An 18,323-nucleotide genomic window follows, 5' to 3' on the forward strand; every position below is an offset into this window, starting at 1 on the left:
TCGACACCTTTGGAGAGAGGTCTTTCATGAAGCGTCATCTGCTGGTGACTGCGGTTTGCACTGCCCTGGCGTTGCCGTCGCTTGCGGCGGCACAGGATCAAGGGGAAGTGACGCAATTGGACAAGGTCACTGTGACAGGTTCATTGATTCCACGTTCCCAGATCGAGACAGCCACGCCGGTGTTCTCGATCACCGCTCAGGACATCCAGCGCCGCGGCTTCAAGGACGTCTACGACGTGCTGCGCTCGCAGCCGATGGCCACCGGCGCGGTGCAGGATGGCCAGTTCAGCAACGGCTTCACCGCCGGCGCCAAGTCGCTGAGCCTGCTCGGCCTGGATCCGGGCTTCACCCTGGTGCTGATCGATGGTCGCCCGATGGCCGACTATCCACTGCTCTACAACGGGCAGAGCAACTTCGTCGATCTGGCCAGCGTGCCGGTGGGCATGGTCGAGCGCATCGACGTCGCACCTGGCAACCAGTCCTCGATCTACGGCTCCAGCGCGATTGCCGGTGTGGTCAACATCATCCTGAAAAAGCGCATGGACGGCGTGCAGATGAATTACCGCATGGGCACCTACGACGGTGGCGGCGGCAACAACCAGCGCTTCCAGCTCACCGGCGGCAACGAGATCGGCGGCGCCAATATCGTGTGGGGCCTGCAGCTCAACAATCAGGACCCGATCTACGGCTACCAGCGCCGCGATTTCGATTCTACCAACGACAATCCGGACCCGACGCTGCGTTATGGTTCACGCATTGCGCTGCATAACCTCCCCGGCCCCCCGGCCAGCTATGTCGACCCAGGGGCAGACAACTGCGCCGCGTTGGGCGGGCTGTTCAACGGTTCGGTGCAGTACGACAACCGTGCCAACCGCGGCAACTTCTGCAGCAGCCGCGCAGTACCAGGGTATGCCAGCATCCTCAACAAGGAACGCAGCGCCAGCGGCTATGCCAACCTGAGCTATGCGTTCAACGACAACGCCGAGCTGTATTCGACCCTGCTGCTCAACCGGACCAAGGTCGAGGTCAATAGCGGACCCCGCTTCTGGCAGAGTTCTGTCGATACCGGCGGTTTGTTCTACAACGGGGACAGCCAGCAGCTCGAAAGCTATCAACGCATTTTTGCACCGGAAGAAACCGGCGACAACGATTTCAACAACGACCGCCAGACTGCCGACTCCTACAACATCGCACTCGGCCTGAAAGGCGGCCTGGGTGCCAGCAACTGGACCTACGATGCGTACTACGCACGCTCGGAATATCGCATCGACAGCCGCCAGCAATGGCCGCTGGCCGACCGCATCGAAGATTTCTTCCGCGAACAGTTCCTCGGCGCGCCGCAGGGCGAGTATTACGGCTACCCAATCTATTCGCCCAACGATGCCAACTTCTACCGCGCGTTGACGCCGGCGCAGTACCGCAGCTTCAACGATGAGATCCGTACCAAGTCCAGGACCTGGACCCAGAACGTCAACCTGCAACTGACCAATACCGAGTTGTTCAACCTGCCGGCCGGTGCGGTCGGCATCGCCGGCGTGTTGCAGGCAGGGAATCAGTACTGGACCAACCCGACCGACCAACGCGTGATTGCTGGCGACTTCTACCAGCTGACCGGCACCCAGGGCAGCGGCAAACGCGAGAACTGGGCGGCGGCCTTGGAAATGCGCGTACCAATCCTGAGCACTCTCACGGCCAATCTGTCCGGCCGCTACGACGACTACAAGAACCAGGGCGGCGGTAGCGATTCCAAGTTCACCTACAAGGCCGCTCTGGAGTTTCGCCCGATCGATGCGTTGCTGTTCCGCGGCAACTACGCCACTGCGTTCAAGGCACCGGACATGGCGTTCTCGTTCGCTGGCGACAGCGGCTTCTTCCAGAACGTCAACGACTATTACCGTTGCGCGGTCGAAGAACCCGGCGTGCCGATCTCCGACTGCACCTATGGCGGCACCAGCATCCAGGGCCGCCGGTCCGGCAATGCGGATCTGAAGTCGATCACGGCCAAATCCTGGGGCGCAGGCGTGGTGTGGTCGCCGAGCGCACGCTTCAGCGTCAATGCCGATTACTACAACATCAAGATCGACGACAAGGTCAGCGACCTGAGCACCGATGCGTTGTTGCAGAACGAATCGGCCTGCCGGCTGGGCGCCCTGGACATCAATTCGCCAACCTGCGTGGACGCGCTGTCGCGCATCGACCGCACGGCCGCCGATGCGCCGGTGCCCAATCGCCTGAGCAACATCCGCATCAACCCGGTCAATATCTCCAACGAAGAAATCTCCGGCGTGCTGACCAAGGCGACCTACAATCTGGCGACCGAGTCGTGGGGCCTGTTCGTGTTGGACGCGCAGTACAACCTGACGCTCAAGCACGAAAGCCAGCAGTTCCCGCAGGATCCGGTGCGCGACCTGCTGAACGAGCCGTTCTTCTCGTCCGAGTTCCGCAGCATCACCAATGCCTCGATCACCTGGCAGAAGGATGCCTGGACCACCACGGTGTTCGGCCAGCGTTACGGCCGTACGCCCAACTTCACCGCGGGCCAGAGCACCGATGGCTATGCGGTGGAAGGGGCGCGCAAGGTCAGCGCATGGACCACGTTCAATGCGACGCTGGACTATGCGATCAACGACGACATCTCGCTCACGGCCACGGTCAACAACCTGACCAATGAGCGTCCGCCGCGCGACCGCACCTACACCGACTACCCGTACTACAACATCTTCAACTACACCGGCTACGGCCGTTCCTACATGCTGGAATTGAACTGGCGCTTCGGCGCTCACTAATTCCTGCACACGCGTGATCCAGCGGCAGCCACCCGGCTGCCGCTGGCGTTTTTGGGCTTGCAACGCCTATGCGGCGCGCTTGCCCGCATTGCATGCCGCAGCACTCATGACGTTGTGCGGGCGGGTGCAGCCAACCTGCATGCCATAGCCCGGCCCCCCATGCATCGGTGAGCATCAGATAAAAGAGAGTGGAAGGCGCTCGCAGCGCACCTGCTAACGCTGTCAGGGCGCGCCCGCGTCGATCAGGCCGGCCTGTGACAAGGCCTGCCGCAACGGCTCCAGCTGGGTGGTATAGCGCCGCCATTCCTCCGCGCTGCGACTGTGCACCCCTTCGCGCACCTGCACACTGCTCAAGGTCGCCGACGCTGCCGCATTGCGCGTGATATCGATTTGCCCAGGCTCGATATCCAAACCGCAATGCGTCATCAACTGGGCCAGTACAACGGACGGCTCGCGCACCATCTGCGTGTAGTCCACATCGATCACCCGGCCCGGCAAGGCCGCGCGCCATTGCGCCATCAGACCGTGATACGCCTGGTAGTGACGCGCCAGCGTGTGCATGTCGTAGCTGTACGCATACGAATCGCCAAACAGCGCGCGGTAATTGGAGAAGCATACCGCCATCGGATCACGCACCAGATGCACGATCAGGGCATTGGGAAGCGCGCGTGCGATCGGGCCGATCGCTACCGCGTTGGCCGGTAGTTTATCGATGTACCAGCGCGCCGATCCGGCACGCCACTGGGTCTGTTCCAGATAGCGCTGGCCGATTTGCGCGTAGTCCAGCGTGGGAAGCGCCCGCAATAGGTCTACATCCAGCAAGCTGCGACCGGCCTGGTCCGCTCCCCAGCGCAACTGATGGCCGAAGTCGTTCAACTCACCCGCAGACACGATCTGCGAATGATTACCGAGCATCCGCTCCAGCACCGTGGTGCCTGAGCGTGGCAGGCCGAGCACGAAGATCGGTTGCGGCCCCTGCACCGTCGCGGTGTCGCCGGCGGCGAACACGCCCTGCACGGCCAGGGCACCCAGTTGCGCGTACAACGCTGCTTCGGCGTTCGCATCGTGGCGCAGACGCGCATGCATCACCGCATTACCGTGCTGAAGCGCGTCCCACGCGGCATCGGTGTCGCCGAGGTCTTCCAGCTCCTTGTACAACGCAAACGCCAGCCCGGCGCGGTCTTCGCTCTCGGGTCTGGAGAGCTGCAACTGCTGATGTAATTGCGCGACATGGTTGTTGCTGGTGGTCTGGCGGCGCAGGCGCGCACGCGTCAACGCTGCGCGGCCATAGCCGGGCTTCTGCGCCAGGGCCTGCTCCAGCGCCTGCGCGGCCTCATCAAGGCGACCGTTGAATTGCAATTGCACCGCAAGAAAAAAACGGAAGTCCGGGCCATCGAAACCACAGGCCTGCGCGCGCTGCATCATCGCCAATGCGTCGACGTGTTCGCCCAGAGATTGGTGCACGTGGGCGAGCAAGGCCAAGGTCGCGCCGTCGCGGCACTGCATCACCGATGGATGCCGCAGCAGCGTGTGCAGTTCGCGATGCTCGCCCACACGTAACAAGGCCTGCGCCACACGGCAACGCATCGCCACGTCGTGGCCAACATCGCGCGCGGCCAGGTGTAATTGCGTGACCGCTTCACGCATGCGGCCGTTGGCCAACACGGTGCCGGCCAGCAAGACGCGCGCAGACACATGCGTCGGTTCGACATCCAGCAGCGCCTGCAATGCAGACGCCGCCACGGCCAGATCGCGCCGCGCCAATGCGGCCTGGGCGTTGCGCCAGTGAGCCGCGCCGGCGGTGCTGGACATCAGCTGGACAGGTGCTCGATGGCGGCCACGCTGCCCAGGCGGTCGCCGAGCTTCTTGAGCAGCGCCAGGCGGTTGGCACGCAGTTGCGGGTCGTCGGCATTGACCATCACGCCGTCGAAGAACGCATCCACCTGCGGGCGCAGGCGGGCCAGGCGTGCGAGCACGGCGACATAGTCATGCCGGTGCAGCGCATCGCCGGTATCGCCGATGGCCGCTTCCACCGCTTCGGCCAGTGCTTCCTCGGCCGGTTCGCGCAGCAGACTGGTGTCGATGTCGCCGGGGATCTCGCCCTCGATCTTGCGCAGGATATTGCGGATGCGCTTGTTGGCTGCGGCCAAGGCTTCGGCTTCGGGCAAGGTGGCGAAGATGCCGATGGCATCGATGCGGCGGTCGAAGTCGTAGAGGGAGGCGGGTCGCAATTCTGCGACGGCATTGAAGTGCGTGACTGGAACGCCTTTATCGCCGTAATAGCCTTTTAAGCGGTCAAAGATGAAGTCTAAAATTTCACCAATCGGGGTCTGATCAACATGCTCCCTTACAGCATTCGGACTGCCCATCCTTCGAGCAGCAACGATACTGACTTGACCGTGCTCAATCCCCAACGCAGCTGAAAGCGTCTGCGCGCGCTTAAAGCTCGATACCGAAGCGTCATCATCTGGAAGGCTGTTGACAGCAGTTGAAAAAATTGCGGGTAGTTTCAGATCAAACCCCGACTCAATCACCGTCCGCGCCAACCCCAACGCATTACGCCGCAACGCAAACGGATCCTTGTTGCCGGTCGGTTTCAGCCCAGCCGCAAACCCGCCGGCCAACGTATCCAGACGCTCGGCAATCGCCAGCACCTTGCCCAGTGGCGAGAGCGCGATGTCGTCGCCGGCGAACCGCGGCTGGTAAGCCTCGTCGATGGCCAGCGAAATCTCGCTGGGCTCGCCGGCGGCCTTGGCGTAATGGCGGCCGGCAATGCCCTGCAATTCCGGGAATTCATTGACCATGCGCGATTGCAGGTCGTTCTTGGCCAGTTCCGCGGCGCGACGCGCCTGTACCGGGTCGGCACCGACCTGTGGTGCGATCGCCTCGGCCAGTGCCGCCACGCGCGCAACCTTGTCGGCCACCGTGCCCAGCTTGGCCTGGTAGGTCACCGTGCGCAGGCCTTCACCCATCGCAACCAGCCCCTGCTTGAGGTCTTCATCGAAGAAGAACTTGGCGTCGGCAAAACGCGGGCGGATGACGCGCTCGTAGCCCTTGGCCACTTCGGCCACGTTCCTGGAGACGATATTGGCAATGCCGATGAACTGTTCGGTCAACTTGCCGCCATCGTCCAGCACCGGGAAGAATTTCTGGTTGATCTCCATGGTTTCGATCAGCGCTTCCTGCGGTACCGCCAGGAACTCGCGTTCGAAACTGCACAGCACCGCCGACGGCCATTCCACCAGATTGACCACCTGCTCCAGGTTGTCGTTGCTGATGCGCGCGCTGCCGCCGGCCTGCCTGGCGGCCGCTTCGACCTCTTCGATGATGCGCGTGCGGCGTGCATCGGCATCCACCAGCACATGCGCGCTGCGCAGTGCATCGATGTAATCGCCCGGCGCTGCCAACGCTATCTCGCCCTCATGCATGAAGCGGTGGCCGCGCGTGATGCGGTCGCCACGCACGCCCAGCAAGTCGGCCGGAATCACCTCGTTGCCGAACAGCAGCACCAGCCACTGCACCGGCCGGGCAAAAGCGTAGTCGTGCGCGCCCCAGCGCATCGGCTTGGGGATGGGCATGGCGGCGATAGCCTCGCGCAGGATCTCCGGCAGCAGCGCGGCGGTGCGCGCGCCCGGCGTCACCGCACGGTGCACGAAGCGCTCGCCCTTGGCGTCGCTGGTGCGCTCCAGCGCGGTCCAGTCGATGCCGGCCTTGGCGGCGAAGCCGGCCAGTGCCTTGGTCGGCTGGCCTTCGGCGTCGAGGGCGATATTGAGATACGGGCCCAGCACTTCGGAGCGCTGCTCCGGCTGCTCGGTGGCCACGCCCGGCAACAGCACCGCCAGCCGGCGCGGGGTGGACAGCGGCTTGGCATCGCCGCGGGTGACCGCAATGCCGCGCTTTTCCAGACCGCTCAGCACGCCATCGAAGAAGGCCTGCGCCAGACCCGGCAGCGCCTTGACCGGCAGCTCTTCGGTGCCCAGTTCGATCAGCAGGGGAAGTTGTTCGCTCATATGACATGGACCTTTACGTGTTCCCTTCTCCCGTCGGGAGAAGGTGCCCCGAAGGGGCGGATGAGGGTACGGGCGAAGCTCTTTGGAGGTTGGGTGCATGAGGGCTGCGCCCTCGTACCCTCACCCCAACCCCTCTCCCGTAGGAGAGGGGCTTGTTGCTTCCTTCTCCCTGCGGGACATTGTCCCCCTTCATGGGGGAGAAGGTGCCCCGAAGGGGCGGATGAGGGTACGGGCGAAGCTCTGTGGAGGTTGAGTGCATGAGGGCTGCGCCTCCGTACCCTCACCCCAACCCCTCTCCCGTAGGAGAGGGGCTTTGCGTTACCTCTTCACACCAGGAAAGCCCAGCTTCTCGCGCTGCGCGTAATACGCCTGCGCTACGCCCTGTGCCAGCGCGCGCACGCGCAGGATGTAGCGCTGGCGCTCGGTCACGCTGATCGCGCGGCGCGCATCCAGCAGGTTGAAGGCATGGCTGGCCTTGGTCACCTGCTCGTAGGCCGGCAACGGCAGGCCGACCTCCACCAGATGCCTGGCTTCGGCCTCGCAGGCATCGAAGCGGTGGAACAGCTCGGCCACGTTGGCGTGTTCGAAATTGTAGGTACTCTGCTCCACCTCGTTCTGGTGGTACACATCGCCGTAGGTCACTGCAGCGCCGTCCGGGCCGTAGGTCCACACCAGGTCGTAGACGTTGTCGCAGCTCTGCAGGTACATGCACAGCCGTTCCAGGCCGTAGGTGATCTCGCCCAGCACCGGCTTGCACTCCAGCCCGCCGGCCTGCTGGAAGTAGGTGAACTGGGTGACTTCCATGCCGTTGAGCCAGACTTCCCAGCCCAGGCCCCAGGCGCCCAGCGTCGGCGATTCCCAGTTGTCTTCGACAAAACGCAGGTCGTGCACCAGCGGATCGATGCCCAGCGCCTTCAACGAGCCCAGGTACAGGTCCTGGATGTTGTCCGGGTTGGGCTTCATCGCCACCTGGTACTGGTAGTAGCGCTGCAGACGGTTGGGGTTTTCGCCGTAGCGGCCGTCGGTGGGGCGGCGCGAGGGCTGCACGTAGGCCGCATTCCACGGCTCCGGCCCCAGCGCGCGCAGGAAGGTGGCCGGGTGGAACGTGCCCGCGCCCACTTCCAGGTCCAACGGCTGGATCAGCACGCAGCCCTGCTCGGCCCAGTACTGGTTGAGGGTCTGGATCAGGCCCTGGAACGTGATTGGAACGCGGCGGGAATCGAACATGCAGCAAGGGCCGTGCGGAAGGGGTGCGCTAGTATACCGGCCCACCCGCGGCGCTTTGCCGCGGGCGATTGCCGCAGGGGACGACAAGCATGGAACAGCGGCGTAGCGCCGACCCGGACAGCGCAGCGGCGATCCTGCCGCGCGGCCGGTTGATGTTCGACCCGGTGGCTGCCGCCCTGCTGGCCGACGGAATGGTGGTGCCGCACGAACACGAGCGTGTGCAGTTCTCCGCCAGCGGTGCGCGCACCGCCAGCGATGTGCATCCGCTGGTGCTGCTGGCCAACCTCAAGCTGCATGCCGCGCAGGCGCCGGCCGGCGAGCTCGGCCTGGAGCGGCTCACCGAATGGCTGGCCACCCGCACCGGGCTGCGCTATCTGCGCATCGACCCCACCCGCATCGATGTGGCCGCGGTCACCGGCGTGGTCTCGCACGCGTATGCGCGCCGCCACCGCATCCTGCCGCTGGCGCTGGATGCCGAGCGCGTGCTGATCGCCACCAGCGAGCCGCTGGCGCTGGACTGGCTGGCCGACGTGCAGCACCTGAGCCGCCGCCGCATCGAGCTGGCGCTGATCAACCCGCTGGACCTGCATCGCTACACGATGGAGTTCTTCGGCGTGACCCAATCGGTGCGCGGTGCGCGTGGCGATGCGCGCAGCACTGAATCCAACGCGGGCCTGCCCAGCTTCGAACAGCTGGTGGAACTGGGCCGCGCCGGCGACGTCAATGCCGACGACCACCACATCGTGCATATCGTCGACTGGCTGCTGCAGTACGCCTACGAACAGCGGGCCAGCGATATCCATCTGGAGCCGCGCCGCGAGGCCGGGCGCATGCGCTTCCGCATCGACGGGGTGCTGCACAAGGTGCTGGAAGTGCCGCCGTCGGTGATGACCGCGGTGGTCAGCCGCATCAAGGTGCTGGGCCGCATGGACCTGGCCGAACGCCGCCGCCCGCAGGACGGCCGCATCAAGACCCGCTCGCCGGGTGGACGCGAGGTGGAAATGCGCCTGTCCACCATGCCCACCGCGTTCGGCGAAAAGTGCGTGATGCGTATCTTCGACCCGGATTCGGCGTTCAAGAGCATCGAGCAGCTCGGCTTCAGTCCGGAAGAGGCCGCCGGCTGGAGCGCGCTGGTCGAGCGCCCGCACGGTATCGTGCTGGTCACCGGCCCCACCGGCTCGGGCAAGACCACCACGCTGTATTCCACGCTCAAGCGCCTGGCCACGCCCGATGTGAACGTGTGCAGCGTGGAAGACCCGATCGAAATGATCGCGCCGGAATTCAACCAGATGCAGGTGCAGCAGAACATCGACCTGGATTTTGCCAGCGGCGTGCGCACGCTGCTGCGCCAGGACCCGGACATCATCATGATCGGCGAAATCCGCGACCTGGAAACCGCGCAGATGGCGGTGCAGGCCTCGCTGACCGGGCATCTGGTGCTGTCCACGCTGCACACCAACGATGCTGCGTCGGCCATCACCCGCCTGCTCGATCTGGGCGTACCGCATTACCTGGTGGCCTCCACCCTCAACGGCGTACTGGCGCAGCGGCTGGTGCGTACGCTGTGCGTGCACTGCAAGCGCCCGCACACGCTCAGCGACGACGACTGGGCGGCCCTCCGCGAGCCGGGCGAAGCGCTGCCGGAACCGCTCGACGTGCACGCGCCGGTCGGCTGCCTGGAATGTCGCCGCACCGGCTATCTGGGCCGTGTGGGCCTGTACGAACTGCTGCCGGTCACTCCGCGCCTGCGCACCCTGATCCGCCCGGACACCGAACTGGCCAGCTTCAGCCACGCCGCCCGCGGCGAAGGCCTGCGCACGTTGCGCCGCACCGGCCTGGAGAAAGTCGCCGCCGGGCTGACCACCATCGAAGAAGTGCTGTCGGTGCTGCCGCCGCGGGAGTAGCGAAGCCTATTTGGTCGGGGGAGCGGCGAGGACCCCGCACCAGACGGTTGGGCAGCGGTTTTATAAAAGCTGGGCAGGGTGCGAAGACGGTGTGGCTTCGCGTTGGGTGCCGCAAGCTGGCCGCACCCAGTGATATAGCCAGCGAACGTCGCCTGTCGCCTGCACTGACACATCGACCATCTCCACCGGTCCTTGCCCGCCCACCGTCGCGGGGCCCTTGGCGGCATGGATGCCGCCACGGAGCTTACATGGACGTACTTGCAGCGTGTCTTGCGATGGTGGGCGGGCAAGGGCCCTGCAGCAAAGGCGCAGCGTGGAGGGCGCGGCTTCGCGTCGAAATTCGGTCAAGCCAGCCATGCCACTTCCCGTTCAAGCAGGCCACGGCATCCTCAGGCCGCGACGCCACGAATGCGCCGACAATCCAGTCGCGCCCATCTCTGCCGATATCCAGGGCATGCCACCGCCGTGGCCCCTTGCATCGACCCCGCTTGGAGGGAATCAGGACATGTCATTCGGCAATGACCCGCAGCGGCCACAGCGGTACGCCACTTGAAAAAACCGCGCCACTGCCGCCTACAATCGGGGGCATCTGTCGTGTCCGGGTGTTCGCGCATGTCCGTTTTGCCGTTCCTGATCATCGAAACCGGGCAACCCGTGCCGGAGATGAAGCGCTACGGCCGTTTTCCGCACTGGATCCGCGTGGCCGCCGGGCTGGCCGAGCATGAAACGGTGGCCATCGACGTCGCCAATGGCGATGCGCTGCCCGACCCGGCCGCCTTTGCCGGCATCATCGTCAGCGGCTCGGCCGCCTTCGTCACCGACCGCGCCGACTGGAGCGAACGCAGCGCCGAATGGCTGCGCACCGCCGCGCACCAGGGCATGCCGCTGCTGGGCATCTGCTATGGGCATCAGCTGCTGGCGCATGCGCTGGGTGGCGAGGTCGACTACAACCCGGCCGGGCGCGAGTCCGGCACGATCGCGCTGGAACTGCACCCTCCGGCCGGGCAGGACCCCTTGTTCGCCGGGCTGCCGGCGCAGTTCCCGGCCCACGCCACCCATCTGCAGACGGTGGTGCGCGCCCCGGACGGCGCCATCGTGCTGGCCCATTCGCGCCAGGACCGGTGCCACGCCTTTCGCTGGGGCCGGGCCACCTGGGGCGTGCAATTCCACCCGGAGTTCGCGACCCACCACATGCGCGGCTACGTGCAGGCGCGCGCCGAGTGCATCGCCCGCCATGGCTACTGCGCCCGCACCGTCGCCCGCGAGGTCACCGCCGCGCCGGTGGCCCGCAAGCTGCTGCGCCGGTTCGTGCACCATGCGCGCGGCCTGCAAACAGTGAACGCTCGTCCCGCCGCGCACACGTAAAAGCAGCGATAATCGCGTCACGCCGGATGGTCCGGCGCGCGTATCGATCCGGAATGGGAATGAGCGAAATTCGTAAGGTGCCGGCATCTGCCGGCGCGCAGTGGCTGTTGACCGGTTTCTCGCTGTTGAAGCGGGCGCCGCTGGCGCTTGGCTCGCTGGGGGTGATCTGGAGCGTGGCCGCCTCGCTGGTGGTGTCGCTGTCGGTGCTGGTGCCGCTGCTGGGCCCGGCCCTGCAGTTCCTGCTGGTGCTGGCCGGCCCGTTGTTCATGGGCGGGCTGCTGTGGGCGATCCGCGAAGTGGACGAAGGCCGCATCGCCAAACCGTCGCATCTGCTGCACGGCCTGCAGGACGGTCGCGCGCCGCACCTGCTGGTGTCGCTGCTGCCGCAGCTGATCGCCGGCCTGCTGCTGGGCGTGCTGCTGCTGGTGATGATCGGCGCCAGCGGGCTGCAGCAGCTGTCGGAGGTGATGACCAAGATCAACCAGATCAGCCAGTCCGGCGCGCAGCCGGACCCGGTGCAGATCGAGCAGCTTGCCGCCAGCCTGCCGGCCGGGCGCATCCTGCTGTGGCTGCTGCTGACCATCGCCACCTTCGCGGCGATGACGCTGGCGCTGTTCGTGATGCCGCCGCAGGTGATGTTCGACCGCAGCACCGGCGGCCACGCGCTGCGCGAGAGCCTGCGCGCCAGCCTGCACAACCTGCCCGCGATGCTGGTGTTCTTCGTGCTGGCCTTCATCGCCCTCTTCGCGATCTATTTCGCGGTGATGATCGTGGCGCTGATCGTCGGCCTGGTGGCCGGCCAGACCGTGGCGATGTGGCTGGCCCAGCTGCTGCTGATGGCGGTGCTGATGCCGGTGTTCGCCGGGTCGGTCTACGCCGCGTGGAAGCAGATGTTCACCCACGAAGGGGCCGCCGCCCAGCCGATCAAGCCCGCACGGCCGGATGTGTTTGCGGCTTGAATCGCGGCTTGCCGATGCATAGAAAAAAAGCCGCTCTTTCGAGCGGCTTTTTTGTTTCCTTCCCGGTGGCTGGTGGCAACCCATCGGCGCCAGGCTGTCGTGCCTAGAGCATCGGCCCAGGCACCAAGAACGTACTCACATCCCTCAACCAGCCGCGTTGGACGCACGATCCTTCGGTGCCACAGCACGCGAGGCAACGATGCCCAGCTCATAGAGCAGGCACATCGGGATGGCCAGCATCAGCTGCGAGACCACGTCCGGCGGGGTGAGCACGGCGGCCAGCACGAAGATGCCGACGATGGCGTAGCCGCGGCCCTCGCTGAGCTGCTTGGGGCTGACCCAGCCCAGCAGCACCAGGATGACCAAGGCCACCGGCAGCTCGAAACTCGCGCCGAAGGCGAAGAAGATCGCCAGCACGAAATCCAGATAGGAATTGGCGTCCGGGGTGATGGCGATCACGTCCGGCTTGAACGTGGTCAGGAAGTGGAACACCGCCGGCAACACCAGGAAATAGGCGAACGCACAGCCGATGTAGAACAGCGCCACCGCCGAGGCCAGCAGCGGGAATGCGAGCTTCTTTTCGCGCTGGTACAGCCCCGGCGCCACGAAGGCCCAGGCCTGGAACAGCAGCCACGGCACGGCGATGAACACCGCCACGAAGAAGGTCAACTTCAACGGAGCGAAGAACGCGCCGGCCGGATTCATCGCGATCATGGTCTGCCCCAGCGGCAGCTGCGAGATCAGCGGCGCGGCCAGCCAGGAATAGATCGCCCGCGCGAACGGCAGCAGGATCAGCAGCACAACGCCCAGGCCAATCAGCGCGCGCACCAGACGGGCACGCAATTCCACCAGATGCTCGATCAGACTGCTTTCGGCCTGCGCATCGTCGAACAGGCTCACGGCAGCTTCTCCTGGAGGGGGCTCGGTGCAGCCGGCGCGATGCGCGGCTCGCTCGGCACGGCGCCTACCGGCGCCTGTGCGCTGGTGGTCTGCGCTGCATGCGGTGCCGGCACCAACGTGTCGTGCGGGGCCGGTACCAGGGTCTGGTGCGGCGCGGGGGCGATCGGCTGCGCCTGTGCAATGACGGGTGCGGTAGCCGCGTGATCGGACGCATCTGCCGCGCCCGCAGCCGATTCGCCACCCGCGCCGGCCGCCAGATCCGCCTGCGCCAGCTCCAGCGGGGTGGCCGCCGGCGTGGCGCTGCTGCGGATGTCGATATCGCGACTGACATCGTCATGCAACGCGCGGGCGCCCTGTTCGGCCTGCTGCTGCGTATTGCGTAGCTGGTCTTCGGCTTCGCGCAGCGAGGCCTGCACGTCCTGCAGGCTGCGCTTGAGCTCTTCGGCCTCCAGCTCGCGTTCCAGCTCCTGCTTGACCGACTCCCACTGCGCGCGCGCGCGGCGCACCCACAGCCCGGCGAAGCGGGCGGCCTTGGGCAGGCGCTCGGGACCGAGTACCACCAGGGCCACCACCGCGATCAGCGCCAGCTCGCTGAACCCAATATCGAACACGGACGCTGATCCGGATCAGCGCGCGTCGCGGTCGCGGTCGGCCTGCGCCTCACGCGCCTGCTCGGCAGTGCGGGAGTCGTCGCCGAGCTTGCCGGCCGGCTTGTCGTCGTCGTGCATGCCTTTCTTGAATTCCTTGACCGCGCTGCCGAGATCCTTGGCACCGCTGGTGAGCCGCTTGGTACCGAACACCAGCAACACGATCACCAGCACGATCAGCCAGTGCCAAATGCTGAAACCGCCCATGATCTGCTCGCTTGCTGAAAAGAAGGAAGGCGCAGGATACCCCAGCGCACCGCGCAGGGGGATGACAGCGCCTCAGCGATTGCCGTCTAGTGATTCGGTGCGGATTTCGCCGTCGGATACCGGCTGGAACCCTTGCTGCGCCGGCGGCGTGGTGCTGGGCTGCATCGGCACCGTGCTGGCTGCGTTGGCCGGCGGCGGCGGTGCTGGCTGCGCCGTGGCCTGTGTGGTGGTCGCTGCGCGCGGCGGAGGCGGCGCGGTGTCGCCGGCGTCGCCATCGCTGGTGCGATTGGCACGTGCCGTGTAGGTGACCTCTTCCAGACGGTCGCGGAAAGCCACCACGTCGGTGGAGGGGCGCTCGTTGGTGCGGCCCTCGAAGATCATGCGCGGGGTGGCTCCACCGCCGTAGGCGTTGAGGTCGGCGGCATCGTCGATCTGCAGCACCGCCCCATCCAGGGCCACGCCGGCGAACAGCCCGCGTGCGCGCGACCACGACCAGATCTCGGCCTTGAGCTGGCCGTCGGTGGCGGCGGCGGCATTGCGGCCCACCGGGCCTGCGGCCACGCCGGCATCGGCGCCCAGGGTGAACTTGCCGTTGACGATGTTATCCAGGCTGCGGTCGTTGCGGAACACCAGCACCACGTCGGAGGACTGCACGCCGGCCTGGAAGCCGATGCTGCCGCCGGTGAGCTTGACGAACACCGGCTGCGACCAGCTGCCATCGGCGTTCTTCATCGACATCAGGCCGTGGCCGCGGCGACCACCGATCACCAGGCCGGCCTTGAGCGTGTCGGGGATGACCACGATGGCGCGTGCCTCGTCGAGCAGCTTGTCCGGGATGGCCTGCTCGGGAATCTTCATGATCTCGTTGAGCACCCGCACCGCGTTACGCGCACGCTGGTCCTCTTCCGGGCCGGCAACGGCATGGCCGGCGGCAAGGGTCAGCGACAACAACAGGGCCAGGCGCGACAGACGAGGCATGACAAGCTCCAAGGGGCGATCGGTCAAAGATAGCAATGGCGCGACGTTAGTGCTGGCGCAATGAATCGGTGGTGAGCGCAACCGGCGCCCACGATGGTGCCGATCGCAGCGATCGGCGCGCGGTTGTCGGCAGGGTTGCCCGGCTCTGCCAGAATGGTGTGCATGAACATGTCCCCCGAGTCCGCCCTGCTGGTCGTCAACCTTGGTACGCCCGATGCGCCCACCGCGCCGGCCGTGCGCCGCTACCTGGCCGAGTTCCTCAGCGACCGCCGCGTGGTCGCGATCCCGCCGCTGTTCTGGAAACCGCTGCTGTACGGGGTGATCCTGCCGATCCGTGGCCCCAAGTCGGCGGAAAAGTACGCCAAGGTGTGGTTGCCAGACGGCTCGCCGCTGGCGGTGTATACCCGGCGCCTGGCCGAAGGCCTGAAGGACCTCATGCCCGACTGGCAGGTGGAATGGGCCATGCGCTACGGCGAGCCGGCGCTGCGCAAGACGCTCGATGGCCTGCGCGCACGCGGTATCAAACGCATCGTGGTGCTGCCGCTGTATCCGCAGTATTCGACCACCACCACCGCCTCGATCCAGGACGTGGTGGACGCCTGGCGCCGCAGCGCGCCGGAGATCGCAGTGGAAGTGATCGGCGACTATTGCGAGGACGCCGGCTGGGTGGCGGCGATCGCCGATTCCATCCGCGCGCACTGGCAGGTGCATGGGCGCAGCGAGAAGCTGATGTTCTCCTTTCACGGCCTGCCGCAACGCGTGGCCAATGCGGGCGACCAGTACCCGCAGCAGTGCGAGCGCAGCGCGCAGGCGATCGTGTCGGCGCTGGGCCTGGGCGCGGACGAGTGGCAGATGGGCTACCAGTCGCGCTTCGGCGCCGAGCGCTGGCTGCAGCCCTACGCAGAACCCACGCTCTGGAAACTGGCCGAAGGCGGCGTGCGCAGCTTCGATCTGGTGTGCCCGGGCTTTGCCACCGATTGCCTGGAAACCCTGGAAGAAGTGGCGCTGGGCTTTGCCGAAACGCTGGCCGAGCGCGGCGCCACGCTCAGCTACATCCCCTGCCTCAACGCCAGCCCGGCACATGCGCAGGCATTGGCCGCACTGGTGCGTCGCGCGTGAGGCTGGAGCCGTTTGCGTGTGAACTGGCCATCGGCCAGGTGACCGGGTTGCGCAACGCCGAGCGGGGACCGCGCCGGGTACTGGCATTGCATGGCTGGCTCGACAATGCGGCCAGCTTCGTGCCGTTGAGCGCGCACCTGCAGGCGCCGGACCTGGATCTGGTGCTGCTGGACCTGCCCGGCCACGGCCACAGTGCGTGGCTGCCGGTGGGCGCCGAATACACCCTCAGCAGCGCCATTCACAATCTGCTGCAGGTGGCCGATGCGCTGGGCTGGGAGCGCTTCACCCTGCTCGGCCATTCGCTGGGCGGCGGGGTGGCCAGCCTGATGGCCGCCGCCGCGCCGGAACGCATCGAGGCGCTGGTGGTCATCGAGGCCCTGGGCGCCCTGGCCGAGCCGGTGGAAAGCACCGCCGAACGGCTGCGCGATTCGGTGCGCTCGACCCGCAGCCTGTCGCAGCGGCCGTTACGGGTGTTTGCTTCGAGGGAAGCGCCCATCCGCGCACGCATGATGGCCAATCAACTCACCGAGCCGTCGGCACGGCTGCTGGTGGAGCGCGGCCTGCGCGTGGTCGAAGGCGGCTACAGCTGGTGCACCGATCCACGCCTGACCCTGCCCACGGCCATCCGCATGACCGAAGCGCAGATCGACGCAGTGCTGTCGTCCATCGTGTGCCCGACGCAGGCGATCTTCGCTACGCCGGCACAGCCGTATTTTTCCGATGCGCTGCGCGATCACCGGGTGGCGATGGTGCCGGACGCGCGCCTGGAGCTGTTGCCGGGCACGCACCATGTGCATATGGAAACACCGCAACCGGTGGCGGCAGTGATCGATGCGTTTCTGGCGTCGTTGCCATTGCCGCGTGCGTGAGAAGGCGATGTCGCTTGCGTGTGTGCCGGTGCGGGCGCGCCGCCCCGGCACAAGGCCGTGCAATGCGACGCCCTCGTGTCGGGGCGAGGACGCGTTTGGCCTTGTGCAAAGCTGACGCGCTCGGCATTGCGCACTGGCAGTACCGCACGTGGCGCAACACACCGATCGGCTAGGTCGGTTGCAGCAACCGCCGCAGCTGCGCCTTGAGCTGGCGGCCGTGGTCGTGGAAATAGCTGCGCTCGTCGCGCCAGGTGGGAAAACGCCGTTCCACTTCGGCCCAGAACGCCGGCGAGTGGTTGGCCTGCAGCAGATGGCAGAGCTCGTGCACCAGCACGTATTCGAATGCCGAGGAGCGGCCGAGCACCAGCGCCAGATCCAGCGCCATCGAGCCGTCCGGTGCCAGCGAGCCCCACTGCGAGGACATCACCTTCAGCCGCAGGCGTGCCGGTGGGCGCGGCAGCCCAGGCAGATAGGTCGGCAGCCAGCGGCCGACGTCGGCGCGCGCCTGCGCTTCATAGAATTCCTTCAGCGTGCGGCGCAGGCCGGCTTCGCCCAGCCGTGCCGGCACATGGAAGTGCGCGCCGTCGTCAGCGAGGTCGATGCGTGCGTAGCGCCCTTCGTGCCAGGCCAACGGCAGCAGCGCGCCACGCAAGGGCAACAACCCGGGCACGCCACATCGCAGTGCCGGGAATGCATCGACCTGCTGGTAACGCGACAGCTGGGTGCCCAGCCAATCCAGATGCGCGTGCACGAAGCGTTCGCCGGCCACCAGGCTCGCACGCAGCGGCAGGGTGAGCCGCGCACCGCGCTCGTCCACGCTGAGCTTGATCCGCCGCGCACGTGGGTCGCGCACGCGCAACACCTCGATCTCGGCGCCGTCCAGCTGCACACGCAGGCAATCGCGTTCGATGACGTGCGGGGCGGGCGCGATCAGGCGGCGGACGGGCTTGAACATGCGCACAGGATAGCGCCGCGATGTGTCAGGTGGTGAGACCTTGCATGCGATGTCCTGGCACGGCATGCGATGCGGCCGCCCGCACATGCAGGCGACGGTGATCGCGCAGCGGACCGGGGTGATGCGATCTGGACGCGGTGGCCGGCGCTGGCGGTGGCCACTGGTGCAGACGTGCGGATGGGCGCGCAGGATGCGGTGCAAGGTCCTGCGCTGTGCTTGCCGTGAAGCGCGACGTTGTCGCTGCAGCCGCCAACGAAAGTCGGCGGGGCTGTGGCCGTGGCCGGGGGCGATCCGGACATGGGCAGCCGGGCCGTGTGCACCGCAGTCTCAGCACCGGCCGCCGCTGCACATCCACCGCGATGCGACAAGGCGCGTGCACACCACGCCCGGCCGCGCG

At 66.4% G+C, this 18,323-nt stretch carries 15 protein-coding genes; 6 read left to right on the top strand and 9 right to left on the bottom strand.

Annotated elements, in window-relative coordinates:
* Window positions 1–26: 26 nt before the first annotated feature.
* Window positions 27–2,786: a TonB-dependent receptor domain-containing protein gene (locus tag HG421_RS18110; protein WP_169707564.1), complete on the top strand. Its 2,760-nt coding sequence runs from the start codon at window positions 27–29 to the stop codon at window positions 2,784–2,786.
* A gap of 222 nt (window positions 2,787–3,008) precedes the next feature.
* On the opposite strand, the gene HG421_RS18115 is transcribed toward HG421_RS18110, so the two are convergent.
* From HG421_RS18115 to glyQ, 3 genes are all read right to left on the bottom strand, one after another.
* Window positions 3,009–4,598 carry a tetratricopeptide repeat-containing sulfotransferase family protein gene (locus tag HG421_RS18115; RefSeq protein ID WP_169707565.1) on the bottom strand — a complete coding sequence of 530 codons (1,590 nt, stop codon included), beginning with the start codon at window positions 4,596–4,598 and terminating at the stop codon, window positions 3,009–3,011.
* Window positions 4,598–6,796, bottom strand: a complete 2,199-nt coding sequence (gene glyS, locus HG421_RS18120) for a glycine--tRNA ligase subunit beta (RefSeq protein WP_169707566.1) — start codon at window positions 6,794–6,796, stop codon at window positions 4,598–4,600. The genes HG421_RS18115 and glyS overlap by 1 nt, the downstream gene beginning before the upstream one ends.
* A gap of 318 nt (window positions 6,797–7,114) precedes the next feature.
* Window positions 7,115–8,023 carry a glycine--tRNA ligase subunit alpha gene (gene glyQ, locus HG421_RS18125; protein ID WP_169707567.1) on the bottom strand — a complete coding sequence of 303 codons (909 nt, stop codon included), beginning with the start codon at window positions 8,021–8,023 and terminating at the stop codon, window positions 7,115–7,117.
* Window positions 8,024–8,112: 89 nt separating this feature from the next.
* Here glyQ and HG421_RS18130 point away from each other — a divergent pair, with 89 nt between their 5' ends.
* The 3 genes from HG421_RS18130 (at window position 8,113) to HG421_RS18140 (ending at window position 12,251) form a co-directional block, all read left to right on the top strand.
* Window positions 8,113–9,927, top strand: a complete 1,815-nt coding sequence (locus HG421_RS18130; protein ID WP_169707568.1) for a GspE/PulE family protein — start codon at window positions 8,113–8,115, stop codon at window positions 9,925–9,927.
* Window positions 9,928–10,539: 612 nt separating this feature from the next.
* Window positions 10,540–11,292, top strand: a complete 753-nt coding sequence (locus HG421_RS18135) for a glutamine amidotransferase (protein WP_169707569.1) — start codon at window positions 10,540–10,542, stop codon at window positions 11,290–11,292.
* A 59-nt stretch (window positions 11,293–11,351) separates the two neighbouring features.
* Window positions 11,352–12,251 carry a BPSS1780 family membrane protein gene (locus tag HG421_RS18140; protein WP_169707570.1) on the top strand — a complete coding sequence of 300 codons (900 nt, stop codon included), beginning with the start codon at window positions 11,352–11,354 and terminating at the stop codon, window positions 12,249–12,251.
* A 144-nt stretch (window positions 12,252–12,395) separates the two neighbouring features.
* Here HG421_RS18140 and tatC read toward each other — a convergent pair whose 3' ends face one another.
* The 5 genes from tatC to HG421_RS18165 form a co-directional block, all read right to left on the bottom strand.
* The gene (gene tatC / locus HG421_RS18145; RefSeq protein ID WP_169707571.1) at window positions 12,396–13,151 is read right to left on the bottom strand and encodes a twin-arginine translocase subunit TatC; all 756 of its coding nucleotides are present in this window, start codon (window positions 13,149–13,151) and stop codon (window positions 12,396–12,398) included.
* Window positions 13,148–13,762, bottom strand: a complete 615-nt coding sequence (gene tatB / locus HG421_RS18150; protein WP_169707572.1) for a Sec-independent protein translocase protein TatB — start codon at window positions 13,760–13,762, stop codon at window positions 13,148–13,150. Before tatB ends, tatC begins: the two co-directional genes overlap by 4 nt.
* A 15-nt stretch (window positions 13,763–13,777) precedes the next feature.
* On the bottom strand, window positions 13,778–14,005 hold the full coding sequence (gene tatA, locus HG421_RS18155) for a Sec-independent protein translocase subunit TatA (protein WP_014505182.1): 228 nt from the start codon (window positions 14,003–14,005) through the stop codon (window positions 13,778–13,780).
* 72 nt (window positions 14,006–14,077) lie between these two features.
* The gene (locus tag HG421_RS18160) at window positions 14,078–14,983 is read right to left on the bottom strand and encodes a lipid-binding SYLF domain-containing protein (RefSeq protein WP_169707573.1); all 906 of its coding nucleotides are present in this window, start codon (window positions 14,981–14,983) and stop codon (window positions 14,078–14,080) included.
* A 23-nt stretch (window positions 14,984–15,006) separates the two neighbouring features.
* Window positions 15,007–15,153, bottom strand: a complete 147-nt coding sequence (locus HG421_RS18165; protein ID WP_168968120.1) for a hypothetical protein — start codon at window positions 15,151–15,153, stop codon at window positions 15,007–15,009.
* Between HG421_RS18165 and hemH the strand changes: the two genes are divergently transcribed.
* On the top strand, window positions 15,137–16,102 hold the full coding sequence (hemH, locus tag HG421_RS18170; protein WP_169708251.1) for a ferrochelatase: 966 nt from the start codon (window positions 15,137–15,139) through the stop codon (window positions 16,100–16,102). The two genes, HG421_RS18165 and hemH, sit on opposite strands and share 17 nt — an antisense overlap.
* A 2-nt stretch (window positions 16,103–16,104) precedes the next feature.
* Window positions 16,105–16,971 (top strand): alpha/beta fold hydrolase, encoded by an 867-nt coding sequence (locus tag HG421_RS18175; RefSeq protein WP_169708252.1) that lies wholly within the window; start codon window positions 16,105–16,107, stop codon window positions 16,969–16,971.
* Window positions 16,972–17,140: 169 nt separating this feature from the next.
* On the opposite strand, the gene HG421_RS18180 is transcribed toward HG421_RS18175, so the two are convergent.
* The gene (locus HG421_RS18180) at window positions 17,141–17,926 is read right to left on the bottom strand and encodes a SprT family zinc-dependent metalloprotease (protein ID WP_169707574.1); all 786 of its coding nucleotides are present in this window, start codon (window positions 17,924–17,926) and stop codon (window positions 17,141–17,143) included.
* Window positions 17,927–18,323: the final 397 nt, after the last annotated feature.

The organism is Xanthomonas campestris pv. badrii (genome assembly GCF_012848175.1).
Classification (GTDB): Bacteria; Pseudomonadota; Gammaproteobacteria; order Xanthomonadales; family Xanthomonadaceae; genus Xanthomonas; species Xanthomonas campestris_C.

Bases quoted from the DNA above. Each gene is read 5' to 3' on its own strand.
- HG421_RS18110 (WP_169707564.1), top strand. From the start codon at position 27: ATGAAGCGTCATCTGCTGGTGACTGCGGTTTGCACTGCCCTGGCGTTG.
- HG421_RS18115 (WP_169707565.1), bottom strand. From the start codon at position 4,598: ATGTCCAGCACCGCCGGCGCGGCTCACTGGCGCAACGCCCAGGCCGCA.
- glyS (WP_169707566.1), bottom strand. From the start codon at position 6,796: ATGAGCGAACAACTTCCCCTGCTGATCGAACTGGGCACCGAAGAGCTG.
- glyQ (WP_169707567.1), bottom strand. From the start codon at position 8,023: ATGTTCGATTCCCGCCGCGTTCCAATCACGTTCCAGGGCCTGATCCAG.
- HG421_RS18130 (WP_169707568.1), top strand. From the start codon at position 8,113: ATGGAACAGCGGCGTAGCGCCGACCCGGACAGCGCAGCGGCGATCCTG.
- HG421_RS18135 (WP_169707569.1), top strand. From the start codon at position 10,540: ATGTCCGTTTTGCCGTTCCTGATCATCGAAACCGGGCAACCCGTGCCG.
- HG421_RS18140 (WP_169707570.1), top strand. From the start codon at position 11,352: ATGAGCGAAATTCGTAAGGTGCCGGCATCTGCCGGCGCGCAGTGGCTG.
- tatA (WP_014505182.1), bottom strand. From the start codon at position 14,005: ATGGGCGGTTTCAGCATTTGGCACTGGCTGATCGTGCTGGTGATCGTG.
- HG421_RS18160 (WP_169707573.1), bottom strand. From the start codon at position 14,983: ATGCCTCGTCTGTCGCGCCTGGCCCTGTTGTTGTCGCTGACCCTTGCC.
- hemH (WP_169708251.1), top strand. From the start codon at position 15,137: ATGGTGTGCATGAACATGTCCCCCGAGTCCGCCCTGCTGGTCGTCAAC.
- HG421_RS18165 (WP_168968120.1), bottom strand. From the start codon at position 15,153: ATGTTCATGCACACCATTCTGGCAGAGCCGGGCAACCCTGCCGACAAC.
- HG421_RS18180 (WP_169707574.1), bottom strand. From the start codon at position 17,926: ATGTTCAAGCCCGTCCGCCGCCTGATCGCGCCCGCCCCGCACGTCATC.